Annotated in this window: 18 protein-coding genes; 8 read left to right on the top strand and 10 right to left on the bottom strand. The window is 45.2% G+C overall.

The genetic code is table 11. The features are described from left to right. Positions 1–94 precede the first annotated feature (94 nt). Positions 95–553: a hypothetical protein gene (locus AB0L18_RS05490; RefSeq protein ID WP_367391574.1), complete on the bottom strand. Its 459-nt coding sequence runs from the start codon at positions 551–553 to the stop codon at positions 95–97. A 122-nt stretch (positions 554–675) separates the two neighbouring features. Between AB0L18_RS05490 and AB0L18_RS05485 the strand changes: the two genes are divergently transcribed. The 3 genes from AB0L18_RS05485 to AB0L18_RS05475 all read left to right on the top strand — a co-directional run bounded on the left by AB0L18_RS05485 (position 676) and on the right by AB0L18_RS05475 (position 2,959). Next, positions 676–1,221, top strand: coding sequence for an RNA 2'-phosphotransferase (locus AB0L18_RS05485; RefSeq protein WP_367391573.1), 546 nt, complete (start codon positions 676–678; stop codon positions 1,219–1,221). 211 nt (positions 1,222–1,432) lie between these two features. Then, positions 1,433–1,762: a hypothetical protein gene (locus AB0L18_RS05480; protein WP_367391572.1), complete on the top strand. Its 330-nt coding sequence runs from the start codon at positions 1,433–1,435 to the stop codon at positions 1,760–1,762. A 159-nt stretch (positions 1,763–1,921) separates the two neighbouring features. Continuing rightward, positions 1,922–2,959, top strand: a complete 1,038-nt coding sequence (locus AB0L18_RS05475; protein WP_367391571.1) for a glycoside hydrolase family 43 protein — start codon at positions 1,922–1,924, stop codon at positions 2,957–2,959. Positions 2,960–2,974: 15 nt separating this feature from the next. On the opposite strand, the gene AB0L18_RS05470 is transcribed toward AB0L18_RS05475, so the two are convergent. Further along, positions 2,975–5,347, bottom strand: coding sequence for a TonB-dependent receptor (locus AB0L18_RS05470; protein WP_367391570.1), 2,373 nt, complete (start codon positions 5,345–5,347; stop codon positions 2,975–2,977). Positions 5,348–5,791: 444 nt separating this feature from the next. On the opposite strand from AB0L18_RS05470, the gene AB0L18_RS05465 reads away from it, so the two are divergent. Continuing rightward, positions 5,792–6,655 carry a substrate-binding domain-containing protein gene (locus tag AB0L18_RS05465; RefSeq protein ID WP_367391569.1) on the top strand — a complete coding sequence of 288 codons (864 nt, stop codon included), beginning with the start codon at positions 5,792–5,794 and terminating at the stop codon, positions 6,653–6,655. A 29-nt stretch (positions 6,656–6,684) separates the two neighbouring features. Further along, on the top strand, positions 6,685–7,263 hold the full coding sequence (locus tag AB0L18_RS05460; protein ID WP_367391568.1) for a hypothetical protein: 579 nt from the start codon (positions 6,685–6,687) through the stop codon (positions 7,261–7,263). Between the two features lie 37 nt (positions 7,264–7,300). Here AB0L18_RS05460 and hpt read toward each other — a convergent pair whose 3' ends face one another. From hpt to AB0L18_RS05420, 8 genes are all read right to left on the bottom strand, one after another. Beyond that, on the bottom strand, positions 7,301–7,849 hold the full coding sequence (gene hpt, locus AB0L18_RS05455; protein ID WP_367391567.1) for a hypoxanthine phosphoribosyltransferase: 549 nt from the start codon (positions 7,847–7,849) through the stop codon (positions 7,301–7,303). Positions 7,850–8,104: 255 nt separating this feature from the next. Beyond that, entirely contained in the window at positions 8,105–9,508 is a 1,404-nt protein-coding gene (locus tag AB0L18_RS05450; protein WP_367391566.1) for a M20/M25/M40 family metallo-hydrolase, read from the bottom strand. A gap of 459 nt (positions 9,509–9,967) precedes the next feature. Continuing rightward, positions 9,968–10,573 carry a gluconate 2-dehydrogenase subunit 3 family protein gene (locus AB0L18_RS05445; RefSeq protein WP_367391565.1) on the bottom strand — a complete coding sequence of 202 codons (606 nt, stop codon included), beginning with the start codon at positions 10,571–10,573 and terminating at the stop codon, positions 9,968–9,970. Positions 10,574–10,594: 21 nt separating this feature from the next. Then, positions 10,595–12,319 (bottom strand): GMC oxidoreductase, encoded by a 1,725-nt coding sequence (locus tag AB0L18_RS05440; RefSeq protein ID WP_367391564.1) that lies wholly within the window; start codon positions 12,317–12,319, stop codon positions 10,595–10,597. A 99-nt stretch (positions 12,320–12,418) separates the two neighbouring features. Continuing rightward, complete coding sequence (locus AB0L18_RS05435; RefSeq protein ID WP_367391563.1) at positions 12,419–13,576, bottom strand: WG repeat-containing protein; 1,158 nt, start codon at positions 13,574–13,576, stop codon at positions 12,419–12,421. Between the two features lie 88 nt (positions 13,577–13,664). After that, positions 13,665–14,684 (bottom strand): transposase, encoded by a 1,020-nt coding sequence (locus AB0L18_RS05430; RefSeq protein WP_367391562.1) that lies wholly within the window; start codon positions 14,682–14,684, stop codon positions 13,665–13,667. Continuing rightward, positions 14,626–15,216 (bottom strand): transposase, encoded by a 591-nt coding sequence (locus AB0L18_RS05425; protein WP_367390268.1) that lies wholly within the window; start codon positions 15,214–15,216, stop codon positions 14,626–14,628. The genes AB0L18_RS05430 and AB0L18_RS05425 overlap by 59 nt, the downstream gene beginning before the upstream one ends. 183 nt (positions 15,217–15,399) lie before the next feature. Beyond that, positions 15,400–15,861, bottom strand: a complete 462-nt coding sequence (locus tag AB0L18_RS05420) for a low molecular weight protein-tyrosine-phosphatase (protein WP_367391561.1) — start codon at positions 15,859–15,861, stop codon at positions 15,400–15,402. A 125-nt stretch (positions 15,862–15,986) separates the two neighbouring features. Between AB0L18_RS05420 and trkA the strand changes: the two genes are divergently transcribed. From trkA to AB0L18_RS05405, 3 genes are all read left to right on the top strand, one after another. After that, entirely contained in the window at positions 15,987–17,327 is a 1,341-nt protein-coding gene (trkA, locus tag AB0L18_RS05415; RefSeq protein ID WP_367391560.1) for a Trk system potassium transporter TrkA, read from the top strand. A gap of 266 nt (positions 17,328–17,593) precedes the next feature. Further along, the gene (locus AB0L18_RS05410; RefSeq protein ID WP_367391559.1) at positions 17,594–18,463 is read left to right on the top strand and encodes a competence protein CoiA family protein; all 870 of its coding nucleotides are present in this window, start codon (positions 17,594–17,596) and stop codon (positions 18,461–18,463) included. A gap of 234 nt (positions 18,464–18,697) precedes the next feature. Next, a complete protein-coding gene (locus AB0L18_RS05405; RefSeq protein ID WP_367391558.1) occupies positions 18,698–19,873 on the top strand; it encodes an amidohydrolase family protein in 1,176 nt (391 codons plus the stop codon). Positions 19,874–19,912 lie beyond the last annotated feature (39 nt).

The raw sequence follows: 19,912 nt of genomic DNA, 5'->3' as shown, positions 1-19,912 counted from the left end.
TTAATACTCCGTAGCTCTCCGTAGCTCTCCGTAGCACAGGGTTTTAAACCCTGTGCTACGGAGAGCTACGGAGAGCTACGGAGCGGGCAAACACCTAATTCCCCGTCCGTTCCTGAATCAGCGCTTTGGCGGTAGCAAGGCTGGCTTGCATGTTCTCTGCTACCTGCTCAATGTCGGTCTTCTCTTTGTCGATGAAAGCCATTACGGCGGCGTGGTCTTCATAACGCGCTCTTACCGAATCGATAGGGCTGTCTTTGATGCTTCCCATCCACGCCATCATACCGTCTTCTGCCTTCTCTATGTTTGCTAGTGCTTCTTGCGCGCGCGGATGGAAATCGCTGGCTTCGACCATGGCGTCTTCTGCGAGTGCTTTGAGTTTTGAAGAGGCTTGGTAAAGGTCATTCATAAGGGGCATCACCACATCGTGGCCTTCCATCATTTGAGCCCAAGCTTGCTCCTGTTCAGCGAGGTTTTCCTTACTGAATTTGGGTTCAGGGCCACAACTGGTGACAAAAGTGACCACGAAAAAAAGCAAAAAGAAACGATTAAACATAGTTTTATTCTTAGGTTTGCAGTAATAGAAGCAAAGTTAGGCTTGTTGAGGAAGCTTTTCCACTAATGAGCCAGTTTTTAAAAATTCTCTGACATAACCTTGACGATAAAAAAGCCCAACGCATGAGTCCGGAATATTTAAAGAGCCTAAGTAAGTTTTTATCCCTTATTCTGCGCCACAAGCCCGAAGTGGTAGGCATCAAACTAGATGAAAATGGCTGGGCCGATGTCGATGACCTCATCGAAGGAGCCATGGACAAAGGTAAGGAAATGGATCTCCCCATCCTGGAGGCCATTGTGGCCAGCGATGAAAAGCAACGCTACACTTTCAACGAAGACAAGACTAAAATTCGCGCCAACCAAGGCCATTCTGTCAAGGTTGATCTGGAATTAGAGCCCGTCAAGCCACCCAAAATTCTCTATCACGGCACCACTGAGCGCTTTGTCCAAAGCATTATGCTGAAGGGTATTGAACCCCGTTCTCGCAACCATGTCCACCTTTCGGAAGATACGGAGACGGCCACCGAGGTAGGAGATCGCCGTGGGGATACCATGATTTTCAAAGTCTTCGCTGGTGCTATGTTCCGCGATGGCTATCACTTCTACCAATCGGCCAACGGCGTGTGGTTGACCGATATGGTGCCTAATAAGTATTTGGATATGTTGTAGGAGTTGCGGGGTTGGAGTAGGCTGTTTATATTTCTTCTTCGTGCTTCATTGGATTGAAATTAACAAAAAAAATCTGCCTGGTATTCGTCTTCGAATACTACAATAATCAGATATTCGGTTGAGTCGCTGTGCGGCGAATTATGACGGGATTCGCCGCATAGCCGTACCGAATTCGCCGCACAGCGACTCGACCATTGCTAATTTAATGATAATGCAAAAACCAAATGCCAAGATCCCTCACCAAAACCTGGGCTACCGCCCGGTACATCTGACCTACCGCCTGTTTGGTAGTTTGCCCGTGCGCGTGTTGGAAGACATCCGTTTGAAATACGAGGAAAGGAAAAGGCAAATGGAGGTAAAGTTTAAGGCCAATCCTGAACTACTCCGGTCGGGCCTTTACGCCCACGAAGCTTTTGTGATAGATGCCCGCTTTGAACTATACCCGGCACTAAGTGGTTTGGGAATATTATCGCAACGTCATTTTTTGCTCTGCCAAGGCGAAAAACGTAGGCGAAGCCTAAGCTTCGGCGAGGCTTTTTAACGCAGTCAGAGCAAAAAAGGACAAGTGAGAATGTCCCAGACCACTTAGTAACGGGTATAGATATTGACGAGGCCTTGCATAAGATAAAAAGCGGTCCTTTTCACCTGCAGGAGCCATTGTTGGCAAAGGAGGTGATTCAATCAACATAAAACAGATTATATGAAAATACAGTCATTAACACTTATAACTATAGTCATTATCGTTTCCTCTTGTCTGCCTAAAAAGCTACAAGATAAAAATTTAGCATATTCTGGGAATCCGATATTTTCTGGTTGGTATGCCGATCCAGAGGGCGTTGTTTTTAAGGATGAGTATTGGGTGTTTCCTACCTATTCAGCTAAATATGAAAACCAGGTATTTTTCGATGCATTCTCTTCAAAAGATTTGATTTCTTGGAAAAAACATGCTCATATTTTGGACACCTCTATAATTAAATGGGCAAAACAAGCGCTTTGGGCACCATCCATTATAGAAAAAGATGATAAATATTATTTGTTCTTTTCAGCAAATGATGTTCAAAAATCAGGAGGCCCCTACTGGAATGAAAACAATACAATTAATCATCATGGAGGTATTGGAATAGCTGTGGCAGATGCTCCTTCGGGAACATTCAAAGACTATCTTGGAAAACCACTGATAGGGGAGTTTCATAATGGTGCACAACCCATTGATCAGTTTGTATTTAAAGACATTGATAACAAATATTATATGTTCTATGGAGGCTGGGGGCATTGCAATATCACCATTCTTAACGATGATTTTACAGGGTTTATCCCTTGGGATGACGGTGGATTATTTAAAGAAATTACCCCTGAAGGGTATGTAGAAGGTTCCTTTATGTTTCGTAGAAAAGATACCTACTATTTTATGTGGTCTGAGGGTGATTGGGGGAATGACACCTATAAAGTGGCTTACGCAATGGCTGAAGAAGTGACAGGCCCTTTTAAAAGAATTGGAACAATTCTACAATCGGATGAAAATATTGCTACAGGAGCGGGACATCATTCCGTAATTAATACCCCAAATACGGATAATTGGTATATTATTTATCACAGACGACCTATTCCAAATGAAGGGCGTGATCATCGGGTAACTTGTATCGACAAAATGGAATTTAATCAAGATGGTACCATCAAACAAGTAAAAATGACAGCTGACGGGGTTAAGAAAATATGGAATAACAAGAGAATCTATTGATACAAATTCCTCGCGTTACCTTATACTTCCCCTTGCGCGTCTTACCCGAACATCGGCACCGATATCCCAGGCAACTGTCAATCCTATTCGCTGACCTTGCCACTGTCGTGCATAGGTATTCGTAAAAGCAGGAAGCGTAGCACCACCTTTATATACGGACAGTGCGAATAGGTTGCGTACATTAAGGGTCACTTGTAATCGGTCGCTTAAAAAATTTCTACTCAAGCCGGCATTTATACCGTATAATGGGTCTTGGTAAGATTGTAAATAACGTTGCCCTCCGTAGTAATAAAACGTAGTCTGGATACGAAAATCTTTTGGCAATTTTCCACGAAGTCCTAATTCAGCACTAAAAGTCTGAAAGGAGTTACCATAATCAACTCCTTCATAAAACCCCCTTTGCTTAAACTCTGCTACCCGGGTTTCGCCATTAAATTGCCATCCTTTAAAAGGTTCGTAAGTAAGGATGAGTCCAGCTTCCAGGATACGCTCTTGATCCAGGTTTATAGGGAAATAGGTAACCAGTCCGCTGCTGTCTTGCAGTACCTGAGTATCGTAAAATCCATCAATGAAATGGGCAGTTAGATAGGGCGAAAGGGTCAATTTATCACTATTGTAAAGAACTTTCAATTCGATATGATCTCTAAAGCTTGGATTTAAATCTGCATTTCCAAATCTTAGCTCATTGGGGTTTTCAATACCTCCAAAGGGATTTAATTGTGAAAATCTTGGACGTTGAATTCGCTTGCTATATCCTAGGCTGGCATTCAATTTTGTTGAAAATTTATAACTTACCGTAGCGGAAGGAAAGATCCAGTTATAGGACTTTTTAATATCTTCTGTTTCTGATTTTGTATCTTCTACCCTTACATTGGTGTATTCGCTACGCAAACCAACCTGAATACCCCAAGCATCTTTTTCAAATGCATACTGGGCATAGCCCGCTGCTATCCGTTCGTAATAATCGACTAGATTTTCAAGACCTCGATAGACCTGGAATTCACTACCTTGTTTTTCCTCGGCAAGGTAATCGCTAGAAATAATGCGACTCTCGCCACGTAGGCCAATTTCCAATTTTCCGTTAGATCCTAATTTTTGCTCATAGTCGCCTTGCAAGAGGTAGTCATTACTACTTTCAATGTTGCGAGTTCGCAGCCTTAGTGCCTCGGTGGTCAAAGGAAAACGTTCGCTGATGATCGTTAATTCTTGTTCGTCATTCTTCCAAAAATCATTCTGGAAAAGTATAAAAAGCTTCGTGCCTTCTTTTGAAAAATCTTGCGCATAAGACGCTTCGATTTGGTGATAAGTCTCTGGTTCAAGATAATCGTAGCTCTGTAGCCAATCACGCTCCAAGTTTTCAGAACCATCAAAGTAATTATAATTCACCTCAGATAAATCATCGTTCGTTTGGTGGTAAATAGAATAACTGGCACTAAAGGTAGTTTTGTCAGTCGGGCGAAAATCAACTCCTCCAAATCCATGTCCGGCTCTATCGTTACGATCCTGGTCTAAGTCTTCGCGTAATATTTGAGTACCGCTCGGCAAAAGGCTGATTCGCTCGGCCTCTCCGATACTGAAATAATTAGAATAGCGGAGGCCTGCATTACCAAAATAAGTCCATTTGTTTTCGCTTCGTGAAAAACTACCATTGAGCCGATAATCAACAGGAATGCCGACAGAAGCACTTACTTGGCCACCCCCATTTTTTGCACTATCATCTTTAAGGATAATATTGATGATCCCTGCTGTACCCGAAGCTTCATAACGTGCTGAAGGGCTGCTAATAATTTCGACTTTGGCGATGTTGGCCGCAGGGATACCTTGGAGTGCATTATTGTCGGCCAAGGCACTTGGTTTGCCATTAATAAGCACCTTGACGCTGGAATTGCCTCGCAGGCTAACGACACCATCTGGTGATACATTGATCATGGGGACATTATCGAGCACTTCATTGGCTGTTCCTCCTTGAGAAATAATGTCTGCGCCAACATCAAAAATTTGCTTGTCAAGTTTTAGGGTAAGTCTACTACGTTCAGCTGTTACCGTTGCTTCTTCAAGGGCTATTGCACTTGAGGATAATTTAATGTCTCCAATGTCCAAATCCTTACTTACCAAAATCATAGTATCTAATGCTGAATAACCTATAAACTCAATCCGCAGCTTGTACTGGCCCTTAGGCAAACGAAGTAAAAACCTTCCGGTACTATCTGTACTTTCACCAGTAACTAAGATTTCCTCACTATCAAAGGCTGAAATTGTAGCAAATTCCAGGGGAAATCCACCATCTGCATCTACAATTCGACCAGAAATATTGGCTTTAGCCGCGAAGGTTGTAGCGGAAAGATTGTTGGCTATGACTAGCGTTAAAACGAGTAAAAATGTTTTCATCTGGGGTGTTTTGTGGGAGAAAGAAATAGATCAAACTTATGCACAAAAAGAATGAAAATTCGCACGCATGCATGAGGTAGCGAGCGTGTAGGTATCTTGACAATAGCGTACTTCGGGGAGAAAACGGGACATCGAAAGGAACTGTTTGTCGTGGTGATAATTTTGTCGAACTTCGGTCAAGAAGGTACAAAAATCTCTCACACGTGTGTGCGCACGGGCAATAATTGTTAAACGCGCCGACATCGATTATACAGAGCGTTGCGGCGAATCCTCAAAAAAGCTCCTCCTCCTCGCGCCTTGTCTGGTAAAAAAGACTCGCCTAAAAAGAAAAAGTTGCGCCGGCTCAGACTTATTTCTTCTTCTTTGATTAGCAGCACTGTTCTCGAGTAGGAAACTTTATACTCAAGGGGATAGTAGAAAAAAGATTTCTACTAACTTTACCAAATGAAGGAAAATACAATTCGGATCGGTGGAGTACCCGAGCACTTCAACCTTCCCATCCATTTAGCGATAGAAAACGGTGACTTCAGCAAGCGAGGCATCCAGGTAGAATGGACCACCTACAAAGGAGGCACCGGACAGATGACGGAAGCCTTGAAAAACGGTGAGGTAGATGTGTGTATTCTGCTTACCGAGGGGATTATCAAGGCTATCATTCACGGTAACCCTAGCAAGATCATCAGTAATTACGTGATCTCTCCGCTTACTTGGGGAGTGCATACTGCTGCGGATAATCCACTGGATGATTATCGTGACATTTTCGATAAAAAATACGCGATCAGCCGCTTTGGTTCGGGGTCTCACCTGATGGCTATCGTGGATGCTAATAGCAAAGAAGAGCAGATTGAGAAAGAGCAATTTCAGGTAATACGCAACCTGGATGGCGCTTTGGAGTCGCTTGCTAAAAAAGAAACCGATGTTTTCTATTGGGAAAAATATACGACCAAACCTTACGTGAAATCGGGCCAATTGAAGCGAATTGGAGAGTTTCTTACCCCTTGGCCTTGTTTTGTGATTGCTGCTACGGACAAAATCCTGGAAGAACAGCCTGACAATATTGTCCGGTTGCTACGCACTATCCATGATGCCTGCGATAGTTTTATGCACAATGAGCAGGTCACAACCTTGGTCAGCGAACGCTACGGCATCACCCTTGAAAATGCGATCCGTTGGTACCACAGCACCGAATGGGCCATCCACGGCTGGGTCAGTAACAAGATGCTGAAGAGTGTCCTTTATTCGCTGCGCAGTGCGGGCATCATCACCGAGGAAGAGGAAGTGCCTGAGTTGGTGTGGACGCGGAGTTGATTGAATTAAACTTTAAATAAAAACTGAAAATGAAATTACTGTTCTCCTTTTTTTTCTTGATCGTAATGTTTTCCTGTAGCCAACCTAAAGAGGAAGGAACCGAAACTTCCGCAGAAGCTATCCAAAGCAATGTGGTAGAAGCTACCAGCCAGATCGAAGAGCCCAAGCTCATAGATGCTTGTGAGCAAGTTTCGGCAGCAACGATGGCCAAGGTCATGGGATGGACAGCCGCTGAAGTGACTGCTCAGACGATGATGAGTTTTAAAGATCGCAAGGTTTCTGTCTGTAATTATTTCATCCCAACAGGGGAAACTGCGCTGGTAAGACTAGCATGGAAAAGTGAAAAATCACAGGCCAACGGAGTCCTGAGCCGCAGTATGCAGCAGTTGCTCACGGAAGGAGAGCAAGGCTATACTTATCAGGAGGTAAAAGGGCTGGGCAGCCAGGCTGTTTTTGGTACCTTTCAACAACAAGGGCAGTATTATTACCAGCTTCGTAGTCGTTTTGGAGAAAAAATTGAGCTCAACCTGGAAGCTTCTTCAAAACAAGATGATGCCGATGGCTTTCAAAAGAAGCTGCTGAATTTGGCTCAGCTTATGTTGGAGTAGGGCTTGTTTTGCACTTTGATAGATATGCGTGGCGGAGCTAAACCTCCTCCGCCAACTGATAGATCGCTCTAAGATTTCTCCCCAACCCATTGTAATCCAGCCCATACCCAACGACAAACTTCGGCGGAATGGAGAATCCTACGTGATCAATCTTGACTTCTTTTTGTAGCATATCTGGTTTCACCAAGAGGGTGACCAAGCTGATCGACCGAGGTTGTTGGGCTTCCAGAATGGGGAGGAAACGATTCATCGTGTGGCCACTGTCCACAATATCTTCTACGATAATGATATCCCGGCCTTGCACCTCTTCGGGCGTAGGGCCGAGGATGATTTTTACATCCTGGGTCGTTTCTGTGCCGATGTAAGATTGGGTTCGGACAAAGCTCACCTCGGCAGGACCTTCAAAGAGACGAATGAGATCCGTGGCGAAAACAAAAGCACCTTTCAACATGACCATGAAGACTGGTTTTCGGCCAGCATACTCCTCGCTTAGCAACTTGCCTATCTCCGCTACCCTTTGCTGGATGGCTTCCTCCGTCAAGTAAGGCTTGAAAGTAAGGTCGTGAAGTTTTATGTGCTCGGTCATTACTGGGGCGTTTTAGTGCTGCAAGTTTAGTAATTATTGCTTGCTACTCCAACCGTTTAACCCGTCTTTTGGTTTACCCATCTGCTTTTTAGCATAAAGACTAGTTAACCCGTCTTTTGGTGCGAGGTGCCCAGGTACTATTTTTCCACCAAAAGACTATTTAACCAATCTATTGGTGCGAGGTGCCCCAGGAACTATTTCCCCACCAAAAGACCAGTTAACCAATCTATTGGTTTGAGTCTCCGCCGCCGCTGTCTACTTCAACCCATATTTGTCCAGTAAGTAAACCAGCGCAGTAATGGACGCTGCGCCCAATTCCAGTTCCCGCTTATTGACGGCCTCGAAGGTGTCAATCGCCGTATGGTGATAATCAAAATAACGTTGGGAGTCGGGCTCATACCCGATGAGTAAGCCTTGTTGAATTTTGAGACCAGAGATGTCTGCTCCACCGCCACCTTTTTTCAAACCGAGACCATAGGGTTCTAGAAGGGGCAACCATTCGTATACCTGCTGGAACTTTGTGGTAAACACCTTGTCGTCTGCATCGAAAGTAAACCCTCTAGGGGTAAAGCCTCCTCGATCAGATTCAAGAGCAGCCATGTGGTATTCGCCAGCATCATTAGAAGCTTGCCAGTAGGCACGTGCACCACCCAGTCCGCTTTCTTCGTTCATGAAAAGCACACAACGGATCGTTCGCTGAGGTTGGTAATTCATTTTTTTGAGTAGCTCAATGACCTCCATAGCGTGCACACAACCGGCTCCGTCATCGTGGGCACCTTCCCCTACATCCCAGGAGTCGAGGTGACCACCAATAAGAATGATCTCTTCCGGGTGAGTGCTTCCCCGAATTTCACCAATGACATTGTAGGAAGTAGCTGGGGGTGTACGCTCGCAAGTAGAGCGGACAAAAACTTTGACCTCTTCTTTTTTCAGTAACCGACTCAACAACTCGGCGTCATTGGTGCTAATGGCAAAGGCCGGAATGGGTGTGACGCCTTCCTGATAGCCCATCGCTCCGGTATGTGGAATGTCATCAAGGCGGGTTGTCATAGAGCGTACAAGTGTTGCTACCGCACCGTATTCTGAGGCTTTTGATGCTCCAATTCCACGTTGATCTACAGCACCTCCATAAGCGGCAAAGGTATTCATTTGGGTAGGATCCATTGGGCGGTTGTAGAAAACGATTTTACCTTCAAGCTTTGCGCGCCCTAATTTTTCGAGCTCATCGAGACTTTGTACTTCAATAACTCCCGCGACCAAGCCATCCGGCCCCGTCCCTATACTGTGCCCTAAAGCCAGGGCGTGAAGCTCCTGGGTGCCAATCTGTTGAGAATTAACGATCCTTACTTGTTCTGCTTCTCCTCTGATCCAGGTGGGAACGGTACAGGCTTGAAGATAAACGGAGTCCATGCCCAGCGTATCCAGGATGTGTTGCCCATAAGCAACTGCTGCTGCTGATTGGGGTGAACCGGCCAAACGGCCGCCAACTTCTTTGGTGAGGTGATAAAGCCATTGGTAGCATGAGCTTTCGGTAAGGGCTTTATCATAAATTTCACGAATTGTCCGTGCATCCTCTTCTTGTTGTTGCTCTTGAGCGATCAACAAAGGTGATGTTGCGGCAAAGAATAATAATCCTAAAAAAATTGACTTTGTTTTCATCTTTTTGGAATAGTAGAAAAATGAGTGTATTAGCAGAGATACGTCCTAAGGCGCTGATTATTAGTTGTTGCTAGTATTGTGCTGAATTTAGAGAAATATTTTGCAATTGTTTAGCTAACAAAATTTTATTTGACGAAATGTCTTTTTTCTTGTTTAAAATGACTGCTTGAGCGGAGGATGATCGCTGCTGGAGCTCGAGCCTTTACGATTGGAGGCAGAAATGTAATCATCGAGATGGGTTTTTATGGATCGTAAAAAGAAGAGAGGTGGTGAATCTGGAGTAATTGTATTTTGTACAATAAGTTGCTATATTTGTTTATCAATCAGAAAGGACATAAAGTCTTTTCAACGATATAATTTGGTTTTATTTGGTTAGGGCTGAGGTAGTGCTGTGGTGGCGCTGCCTCTTTTTTCTAGCAGCGCTTTGCACCCTGAATGGGAGCAAAGCGCTGTCTTTGTTTATAAACTCCAGGTTTTTCCCACATTGCTGAGTGGAATGCAACCTTGGTAAGGCCCGGGAACGGGGTCATAAGCCAAGACTTCCGTTCCAATTTTTTCAGAAGCAAAGTAACCATTGATCGCCAGAGCTTTCATGTCTAACCACCACGGTTGAAGTGCTTTCATTTCATCCTCGCTCAATATTTTGCCTTCCAGGCTTTCAGCGGTAGCGATCGCTTCCTGGTCTAGGGCGTTGAGTAGTTTCAATTGCTCTTCGGCAGGCAGGGCGTGGTAGGGGTTACCCGCGTTGTTTTGTACGGTCGTCAACCAGCTTTCAAAGCCATTCATCATTTTCAGGCGGTCTTCTTCCTCGGTGTATTTCCCTACGACAAGGTCCATGAATGCAGGAACGCCAATCTCCACCGCACCAGGTGTGCTTGTTGCGGGCAGCATGGTATCTACCACGGCTACCAGATTTTGGTAAGTTACTTCTGAGAAATAGACGGGCACATAATCCGGTGCCGTAGGTTCTGCTTTACAACCACTCAGAAAGGCACTGGTAAGTGGTGCCGTAATGGCGTAGCCTGTCACGTAGGCCGTATATTTAAGGATAGCTCTGCGATCCATAATGTTAGGTTTTAAATTGATTTAAAGATTCATTTTCTTCAGCTCATTCACAGCGTAATCAGCTGCTCTGGCAGTAAGTGCCATATAAGTGAGCGAAGGATTCTGGCAACCTGCTGAAGTCATCGCAGCACCATCGGTAACGAAAACATTGGGAGCGTCCCAAACCTGGTTCCACTTGTTGAGGACACTGGTTTTAGGATCACGCCCCATCCGGGCAGTACCCATTTCGTGGATGCCGAGGCCGGGGTAAGAACCCTCGTCATACATCTCAATGTCTTTGAAACCAGCTGCTTCCAGCATTTCTGCTGCACTGGCGGCCATGTCTTTACGCATCGCCATTTCATTGTCCTTGAACTCCGCATCCATCGTTAGGGTAGGGAGACCATGAATATCTTTGACATCGTGATTAATGTAGACCCGGTTGTCTTCATAAGGCAAACATTCTCCGAAACCATTCATTCCCAACTGCCAGGGACCAGGCTGGATGAGTGCATCTTTAAAATCAGCCCCTACGGTCATTTCCATTTCTTTTACGCCACGCATCCAGTTCTCGCGGCTCGCCGCTCCCTGATAACCAAAGCCGCGAATATAATCACTGCGCTTACTGGCATCGTCAAGGTTCCGGAAGCGTGGAATGTAAAAGCCATTGGGGCGGCGACCTTTGTAATACATGTCTTCAAATCCATCATAACGGCCTTGAGCACCAACCTTGAAATGGTGGTCCATGAGGTTGCGGCCTAGCTGTCCGCTACTACTGCCCAGTCCATCGGGCATATCCTCGGTCTGGGTGTTCATTAAGATAAAGGTACTCCCAAGCGCAGAAGCGCAGAGGAAAACAATTTTGGCGAAAAATTCGTGTTGTTCGCCCGTTTCACCGTCAATGACCCTCACACCTGCGGCCTTACCCGTATCCTTATCCATGATGATGGAATGGACAACGGAATGCGGGCGTAGTGTCATATTGCCAGTGGCTTCAGCAGCAGGTAAGGTAGCAGCATTACTGCTAAAATAGGCACCAAAGGGACAGCCTCGCATACAACGATTCCGAGATTGGCACTTGCCACGGGTGCCGTGAATAGCGGGGTTGGGCTCGGTCAGGTGAGCCGTACGACCAATGGTGAGCAAACGCCCATCAAAATTGGCTGCAATACTCTTTTTCAACTCTTTTTCCACGCAGTTGAGCTCCATGGGGGGTAAAAAGTTGCCATCAGGAAGGTGAGCTAGGCCCTCGGCCTGGCCACTAATGCCAGCGAATGTTTCCGCGTAGTGGTACCAAGGCGCTAAATCGGCGTACCGAATAGGCCAGTCGACCGCAATACCGTCACGAAGGTTGGCCGTAAAATCCAGATCACTAAGGCGGTAGCTTTGGCGACCCCACATCAGTGAACGGCCACCGGCATGGTAACCACGCATCCAGTCGAAGCGTTTCACTTCACTGTAGGGGTGCTCACTGTCCTTTACGAAAAAATGTTTACGCGACTGCTGAATGGTATAGCCCGTACGATTTTGTTTAGCGTAGTGTTCTTCTATTTCTTCAGGGGGCACCCGTTCGCCACCTTCGTAATCCCAAGGATCATTGCCAGCAGTTGGGTACTCCCCGTGTCGTACGTTACGCCCACGTTCCAGTACTAAAGTTTTTAAGCCCTTTTCACTGAGCTCCTTGGCGGCCCAGCCACCACTAATTCCCGAGCCTACAACAATGGCGTCGTAGGTAACTTCGGCTTTGCCTTGCGAGTTGAAAAACATAGGTAATTTGTATTAATTCCATCAAAAATTTCGCCAAGGCTCTAAGGTAGGAATTAATGTGTTATTTGTACACGAACCAAGATAAATGATTTGGTTTTGTTATTCGGTGATGTCAACGTTTTGAGGAAGGAAGATTTTACCATTTTCATCACCGTAGCCAAGGTAGCCATCGGGATGGACAAGTCGGAAACGATGGTTGAATTCCGTAATGCTGGTAAACGCCGCAGGGAAAATTTGATCACCCCGATAATTGGCGAGGCCTACTTTTTCCCCTTTGTGAAGGTACGCCAATTGTCCGTAACGGTTAGAGCTCACCCAGTTGATCTGGTCGTATATGGGGGGGCTTGCAAGTGTGCCATTAGAGGCCCAGAAACCATATTTGTTTTCTTTTTTTACCAGAATGTAGCCCAGTGCTGCATTGCCATAATTTTCGTTTAGCTTAGTTTCCTGGATAGAATATCCATCGGGTACATTCACCCGCTCGGTTTCGCTACCATTTTTTGTCAGAATAATATCAGTGCCGCCGTTAGGATTTTTTTGTTGGTTGATCTGAAACCGTGGTCGGCTGGTACTTTCGTCAATGCTTTGGTCTTCAAAAACGATATCATCCCCCCACATTTCCAGGTCGTCTTCTATTTCCTTTATTCTTTCTGGTGAGAGGGCTACTCCAAATGCGTCAATATAACTATGCTCACCGTTTAGGGTCAGTTTATAATCTGGGTAGCCAGAATAATCATCCAGCAATTTTACCTCCTCGTAAATACAGGGGGCGATAAGTATGCCGTCGCCATTGATCACTCCCCAACGACCATCAATGGCGACGCTCGCTAAGGCTACTTTTCGACCCTCAAATTCGGTCACGGTGGTGAATGTTGGCTTGACCAGCCACTTCGCTTTTTTGGCCTTGGTAGAAAGTAGACCAAACTTACCCTTACTTACCGCCCAATGGGTGCTAGTGGCGTAATACTCAATGTCGCCAATACTGTCCAATTTAGGTTTTGCCAACCAACTACCATCAGCATTGAGGAGCCCATATTTTTGATCATCAAGGGCAAGGGCATATCTTTTCGATGGTTCAGGATTGAAAAAAAAGCCGATACTATCCAACTGAGGCGTCATCACAACTACCCGATCCTCCTGCACAATACCCCATTGGTTTTGGTAAGCGAAGGGATAGACCATAGGTGCCTCTTGAGCAAATAGACGGTTGGCGCATAAGGCAGCGAAAAACAAGAGAAAGATGTAAGATGGTCGCATATTTTTTTGATGTTTATTAGACTTGTTCGGCCGGGAACATTTGGGGGCTGACTTGCTCTCTTCCGCTCCCACTTCGCAACCAAATTGGTCACGTAGCTAAGCAGGGTGACCGGGAATAGGATTTGGGAATACATGAGGATAAATAAGCAAGTGTAACTCCTGCGAATTGATCCATTGGTTCCGGCCAAGTTCTTTGAAAAATCGGGTTAAACAAGATGTTTTGTGCCTTGAGAAGCCAAAATATGGCCTTTACTGTCCAAATTGATGGAAAAAGGAGGTACTTGGCCAATTTACGTAAGTTATTGGCCAAGCACATCAACGTAAATTCCGCTTTTACTTTTTCCAGGCCCCGGAGTAAAAACCGAGTATATCCCAGATTGTATTTCAAATGGCCAAAAATGGCTTCAATGGGGTGTAGTCGTCGGTTATACATCTTTTTGCCTTCTGGGATATTTAATCGCTGCTTCATTTGGTCTCTTAATGCTTGTCTTACTTCTCTTAAGATCGTACGATAAGGAGACCTCTTAGGAGTACATTCATCTTTGAAAGGGCAGTTTTTACACGCCGTCGTGCGATATTGGCGATATTCTTTATTACGAGTCCGGTCTATTTTAATGCTTTTGAACGATAGGGTGTGCTTAGCCGGGCAAGTGTATACATCTCGTTGATCGTCATAGTCAAAATGAACACTATTAAAAGGTTGATTTTCAAAAGTGGCATTCATGTCTCGGTAAGGGACGTATCCACAGATGTTGTTGGTGTCCATGTATTCAAAACTGTCGAAAGTGCCAAAGTCAGCATCGGCTAGGACAACCTGGACCTGTTGACCAGTGTTGGCTTGAATGCCTTGAAGAGCAGGGATCAGTTGTGCTTTATCATTGCCATCTAAGACCACATTATTATAGGAGATAATTTGATCTTCACTACAGGCTACCTGGATATTATAATTCGTATCAAAGTTTCCTTTTTTACCTTTCATGATCGGGGCATCCGGATCGGTTAAGTTCATCGTCTTTTTGGACTCATCGGTTTTCATGACCTCAATGGCATCACTGATTTTTTTGTACAGGCGTTTGTTCGCTACTATTTTTTTTTTGAGATCCCTCATCAGAAGGCTCTTTTTCTAATGAGGCAATATCATCCAAGAGTACCTGTTGCCATTTTTCATATTGTGCTGCCGTTTTTGTCCGACCCTTGGAGCTATTGGATTCCTCTTTGCTACCATCCACAATACTAAAAGTGGCATCCCCCAAACCAAATTCCTGACACTTTTTTAGTACTTGGACGAAAAGATCTCCAAAATGCAGATAGTTATCTCTACGAAAATCATTGATGCAACTCTTTTGAGGACCATAGTTTTTACTCAAATAAATGAAGCCAAGGTTTTCCTCACAGGCTTTGGCTAACTTCCGACCGCTCCGAATGCCTACGGCATATCCATAAAAAATGATACTGAGCAGTAATTTAGGATGCAAAGCATTTTGTCCAAGACCACTATATGTTGCCTCAATGGCACTTGTATCTAAGCTGGATATTATCCTCTCCATCTGCTTGCTTAGGTGCTCGGAAGGAAGATGTTGGCTTAAATCAATCATCACTGAGTGATCAGACCCGATTTCATAATTCTTAAATTTCGCCATAGTTACACATGATAACATTTTTCTATGCCTTAAACTAATCCTATTCCCGGTCACCCTGTAAGGCTATGTTCCCACTTTGCTCGCTTGCGGGAACAAAAGATAGCGGCGTCTTCCTACCAAAGCCCCCCGGACGAACAAGTCTATTGCAAATGCGACGTAAAGGTAACCCGAAGGGGAGGTTTTCTAGCTCACTTTCTCTTCCACTATTTTCAACAATCGGCTACAAGCTTTATCCAGCATTTGGTAAACCTGTTCGAAGCCATTATCATCCCAGTAGGGATCGGGGACATTTTGCTCAGCAGCCCCGGTGAATTCGAGGATAAGGTGAACTTTTTCCTTCTGTTTTGGTGTCGTTGCCAAGGCTAAAATATTGCGGTAATTGCTACGATCCATCGCAAAGATAAAATCAAATTTTTCCAAATCTGCAGCAGTAAATTGGCGGGCTCGCTGCATATTGATATCGATGCCATGTTTTTGGGCAACTGCCCGAGAGCGAGGATCAGGCTGTTCGCCGACATGATATGCACCCGTACCAGCAGAATCGACCCACCAGTCGAGCTGTTGCTGTTTGACCTTGTTTTGTAAAATTCCTTCTGCTAGGGGGCTACGGCAGATATTACCTAAGCAAACCATTAAAATCTTCATGGGGATAGACATTTAGTGGGGGTGTTAATAGGTTCCGCATAAAATAACGTATTTCGAGGTAGAAATGTGACAGTTGTTACCAATATTCTCCTTATTTCCTTGAATTTATGCAGTAAATTTGCGACATGAAAATAATAATTGCCGGAGCAGGAGACGTTGGTTTTCACCTAGCAGAGTTGCTATCTTACGAAAACCAGGACATCACACTGATCGATTTGGATCAAGAAGTATTGGACTATGCCTCCAGCCATCTAGATGTGTTGACCATCAAGGGGGATTGTGGCTCCATTGATGTTTTAAAACAGGCCGAAGTAGGTAATGCCAATATGGTATTGGCCGTTACGACGTCTGAAAAGACGAACCTTATTGTCTGCATCCTCGCAAAAAAGATGGGTGCCCGGCAGACGATAGCTCGGGTAAACAACGAAGAATACCTCGCAGAATCACAGCGACAAACCTTTGCGGAGCTGGGCGTTGATAACCTTATCTCTCCGGTTTATCTAGCCGCCGAGGAAATCCGTCGACTGGTCAAGCAGGCCTACTTTACGGATATTTTCGAGTTTGAGGAAGGCCGTATCAGTCTGGTGGGCGTGACTTTGGACGAGTCATCTCCTTTGATAAACATCCGCCTTAAAGATTTGCCGGATCGTGCCAAGGAAATCGATCTGCGCCCCATAGCCGTACTAAGAGGGCATCGGACGATTATTCCTCGTGGTGAAACCATCTTGCGGGTCAATGACCACGTTTATTTTATTACCGCAAAATCAAGAATCGATGATCTACGGAAATTTATCGATTGTAGAAAAGTAGATGTTCGTAAGATCATGATTATGGGCGGTTCAGAACTTAGCCGCGCTACTGCCCAGCTTTTGGAAAAAGATTACAACGTCACTTTGATCGCTAACAACAAGGAATGTTGTAAAACATTTTCGGAAACCCTTACAGAGACACTCATCATCAATGGCGATTTCAGTAATGTAAATCTTCTGGTAGAAGAAGGCCTGGATAACATGGACGCCTTTATTGCACTGACGGGTAATTCCGAAACCAATATCATTGCGAGCCTTACGGCCAAAAACCATGGGGTGTACAAAACCATCGCCCAGGTAGAAAACAAAGAATACGTCCATATTTCACAAAATATCGGGGTAGATACCCTGATCAATAAAAAATTGATAGCGGCCAATAACATCTTTCGTTTTGTTCGCCAGGGGAAAGTAGAGGCCATTACCAGTCTGCACGGTGTAGACGCAGAGGTCATTGAGTTTATCGTACACAAACCCAACCAACTTACCCGGAAGCCATTACGGGAACTTCACTTCCCCGAAGCCGCATTGATTGGTGGCGTAATTCGCGGTGAAGAAAGCCTTTTCCCCGACGGTGATTTTCAGCTTGAAGTCAACGATAAAGTGATTGTCTTTACCTTGCCCGAGGCGATCAGTAAGGTAGAGAAATTGTTTAGGTAGGCATAACGAAAGTCGTAAAGCACGCCTGGCCAACGGACAGGGGATGCGCGGCGATTCAATCGTCGCTAAGACCACTAGCAGCAATAGGCTATTGGAGACATGCTGTTAGTACCCATATGTTTTTCTGAAAAAAACACCAATTTAGTGTTGAACCTAAATTGAATCACCTTATTTTTATACCCTCACAAACGCACTGCATTACGCGTTCATACTTATCTCTTCCCCTCACTGGCAGTGTCTTTTTCTTCTTATTGAATATTTTTATTGTGAAAAAGACCAACCAGTTGATTTTTGCCTTGCGCGAAGGCGAATGGGTGCACATCAGTGAAGTACCAAGTGGCCGTGCCTGTGCTTGTACCTGTCCTGCTTGCCGTGTGCCGCTTATCGCAAAAAAAGGCCGCCGCAATCGTCATCATTTTGCCCATCTAAAAGGATTTGATTGTGCTGCTGCATTTGAAACCTCTTTACACTTATTGGGTAAAGCCATCGTGGCCAAACATAAGCGTATTCGTACACCGGCGCTCCATGCTTATCGTGCTAAACAACTCCGTGCAAGTCGAGAAGAGGCGTTTGCCAAAGCAAAAGAAGAAGCGCGCTTGGGGGGTACGCAAATAGATATCTTGCTGCAAGACGGGCCACAGGAGCTTGGTGTAGAAATAAGCGTTACCCACTCGACAGAGCAACGGAAAATACATCGCCTGGCACAGCTCAATCTGCCAACGGTGGAAGTAGACATGCTCCGTATTTATGAACAACATTTGCTTCATTATCCGGCGGGGAATCTGGAGCAGTTAACCTTGAGTGTTATAGAGGGTTCCCAAAACAGAAGGTGGTTGTTTCATCCCTGGCAACACCGTTATGAGTACAAATTGGCCCAGACAGCTACGGTTCGGAAAGTGTATCGCAGTAAGCAGGGACAGTACTACCATTACCACGTGTATCGCTGTCCGCGAAATCTCCGCTTTGTTCGCCGGTGCTTTAGAGAAGGCCACTCCTACGCCAGGGTTTTTCAGGATTGCCTGCATTGTGAGCATTGCCGAAAAATCAATTACCAGCAGCAGTTCGTGGGTTATCACAACATCAATACTTTGCCCATAGAAGTGCTTTGTAATCCAGGAATAGAAATTGGTCGATAAGAGACGGAGAAAAAATAAGTGAAACAGCTTTCGATTTTTGAAAATCTTCTAAACAATTGACTATAAGGAGATTGTTTAGAAAATTTTCAAAAATCTCAAAAGAAAGTTGTTTCATTTATTTCCGTCAACTTTGAGGAGTTTGCGACGATCAGCGAAGCTAAATTACTAAAGTGGAGCGTTGTATAAATGCTTGCGTAATTTTAGGAGCTATTACTATTGATGAATACTAAAGCTATGAAACCTTACCTTTTGCTGTTCCTTCTTTTATCGGTTGCGATGTCATCCATTCATGGGCAGACCGACGACCAGTGGGATTTACTCATTACCGACGTGCAGGTTTTTACAGGAAATGAAGTGCTCAAAGCGACCGATATAGGCGTTAAAGACGGAATGATCACGCATTTGGGGCCACAGTTGGCGCGCCAACGCCGCGCTAGCCAAGTCATTAATGGGGAGGGGTATACCTTGCTACCTGGTTTGGTGAATACCCATGTGCATACCTGGTTTCCTTTCCATTTGCAACAAGCAGCACAGGCGGGCATTTTTGCGGTCTGTGATATGCATGGGTCTGCTTTTACGGCACAACTCTTAGGACAGTTTAAAGATACGATCGGCTACGCGCATTACTATGCAGCGGGCTCAGGAGCGACGGTTCCAGGGGGGCACGGCACACAATTCGGGATGCCAGTGCCAACTATTGACAGCGTCACCTCTGCACGTCAGTTTACCCTTGATCGTATTGCGGAAGGGGTCGATTATATTAAAATTTTGCGAGAACCGATGCGACCTACCCTGAGCTTTGAACAGATAGATACCATTATCCAAACCGCCCACGAACGAGGGGTGAAGGTAGTGTCCCACGTTTCTCGTTGTGCCGATGGTGTAGAGCTGGCACGCTTGGGTATTGATGGTCTGGTGCACGTCTGGTTTGATCGGGCCATGACCGACGAAGAGCTTCGAGTGTTTGAGCAGCGGGAGGATTTCTTCATCGTCCCTACTACACTTACCAACATGAAATTGCTTGCTTATTTTGAGCAACAAGCGGAAAAACCGGCAGAAACACTCGATAGCCTGGGAATACTCAATGAAATCCGGCGATTGCATGGGGTCGGAGTACAGGTATTAGCAGGGACCGATCCTCCCAATTTTGGCATCAACCATGGCAGCGATCTTTACGAAGAATTGATTTTGCTGGCCGCTGCTGGAATTCCTAACCAGGAATGTCTGGCTGGAGCTACGGTTAAAAGTGCTCATTATTTTGGTTTGGCCGGGCCACTACCCCTTCAAGTGGGTGCAGCTGCAAGTTTTTTACTGATTAAAGGTGATCCCTTAAAGTCGATGGAGGATCTGCGCCAGTTGGAAGGTGTTTGGCAAAAAGGGAGGAGGATTTTTCCGGTTCAAAAACGTTAAAAGCCGTACTCTGGGGTAGCAAGCTCTTTCACTAAGTCT

It is taken from the genome of Lewinella sp. LCG006, assembly GCF_040784935.1.
Lineage (GTDB): Bacteria > Bacteroidota > Bacteroidia > Chitinophagales > Saprospiraceae > Lewinella.
The sequence above is the reverse complement of the archived record's forward strand: the minus strand, read 5'-3'. Positions and strand labels throughout refer to the sequence as shown.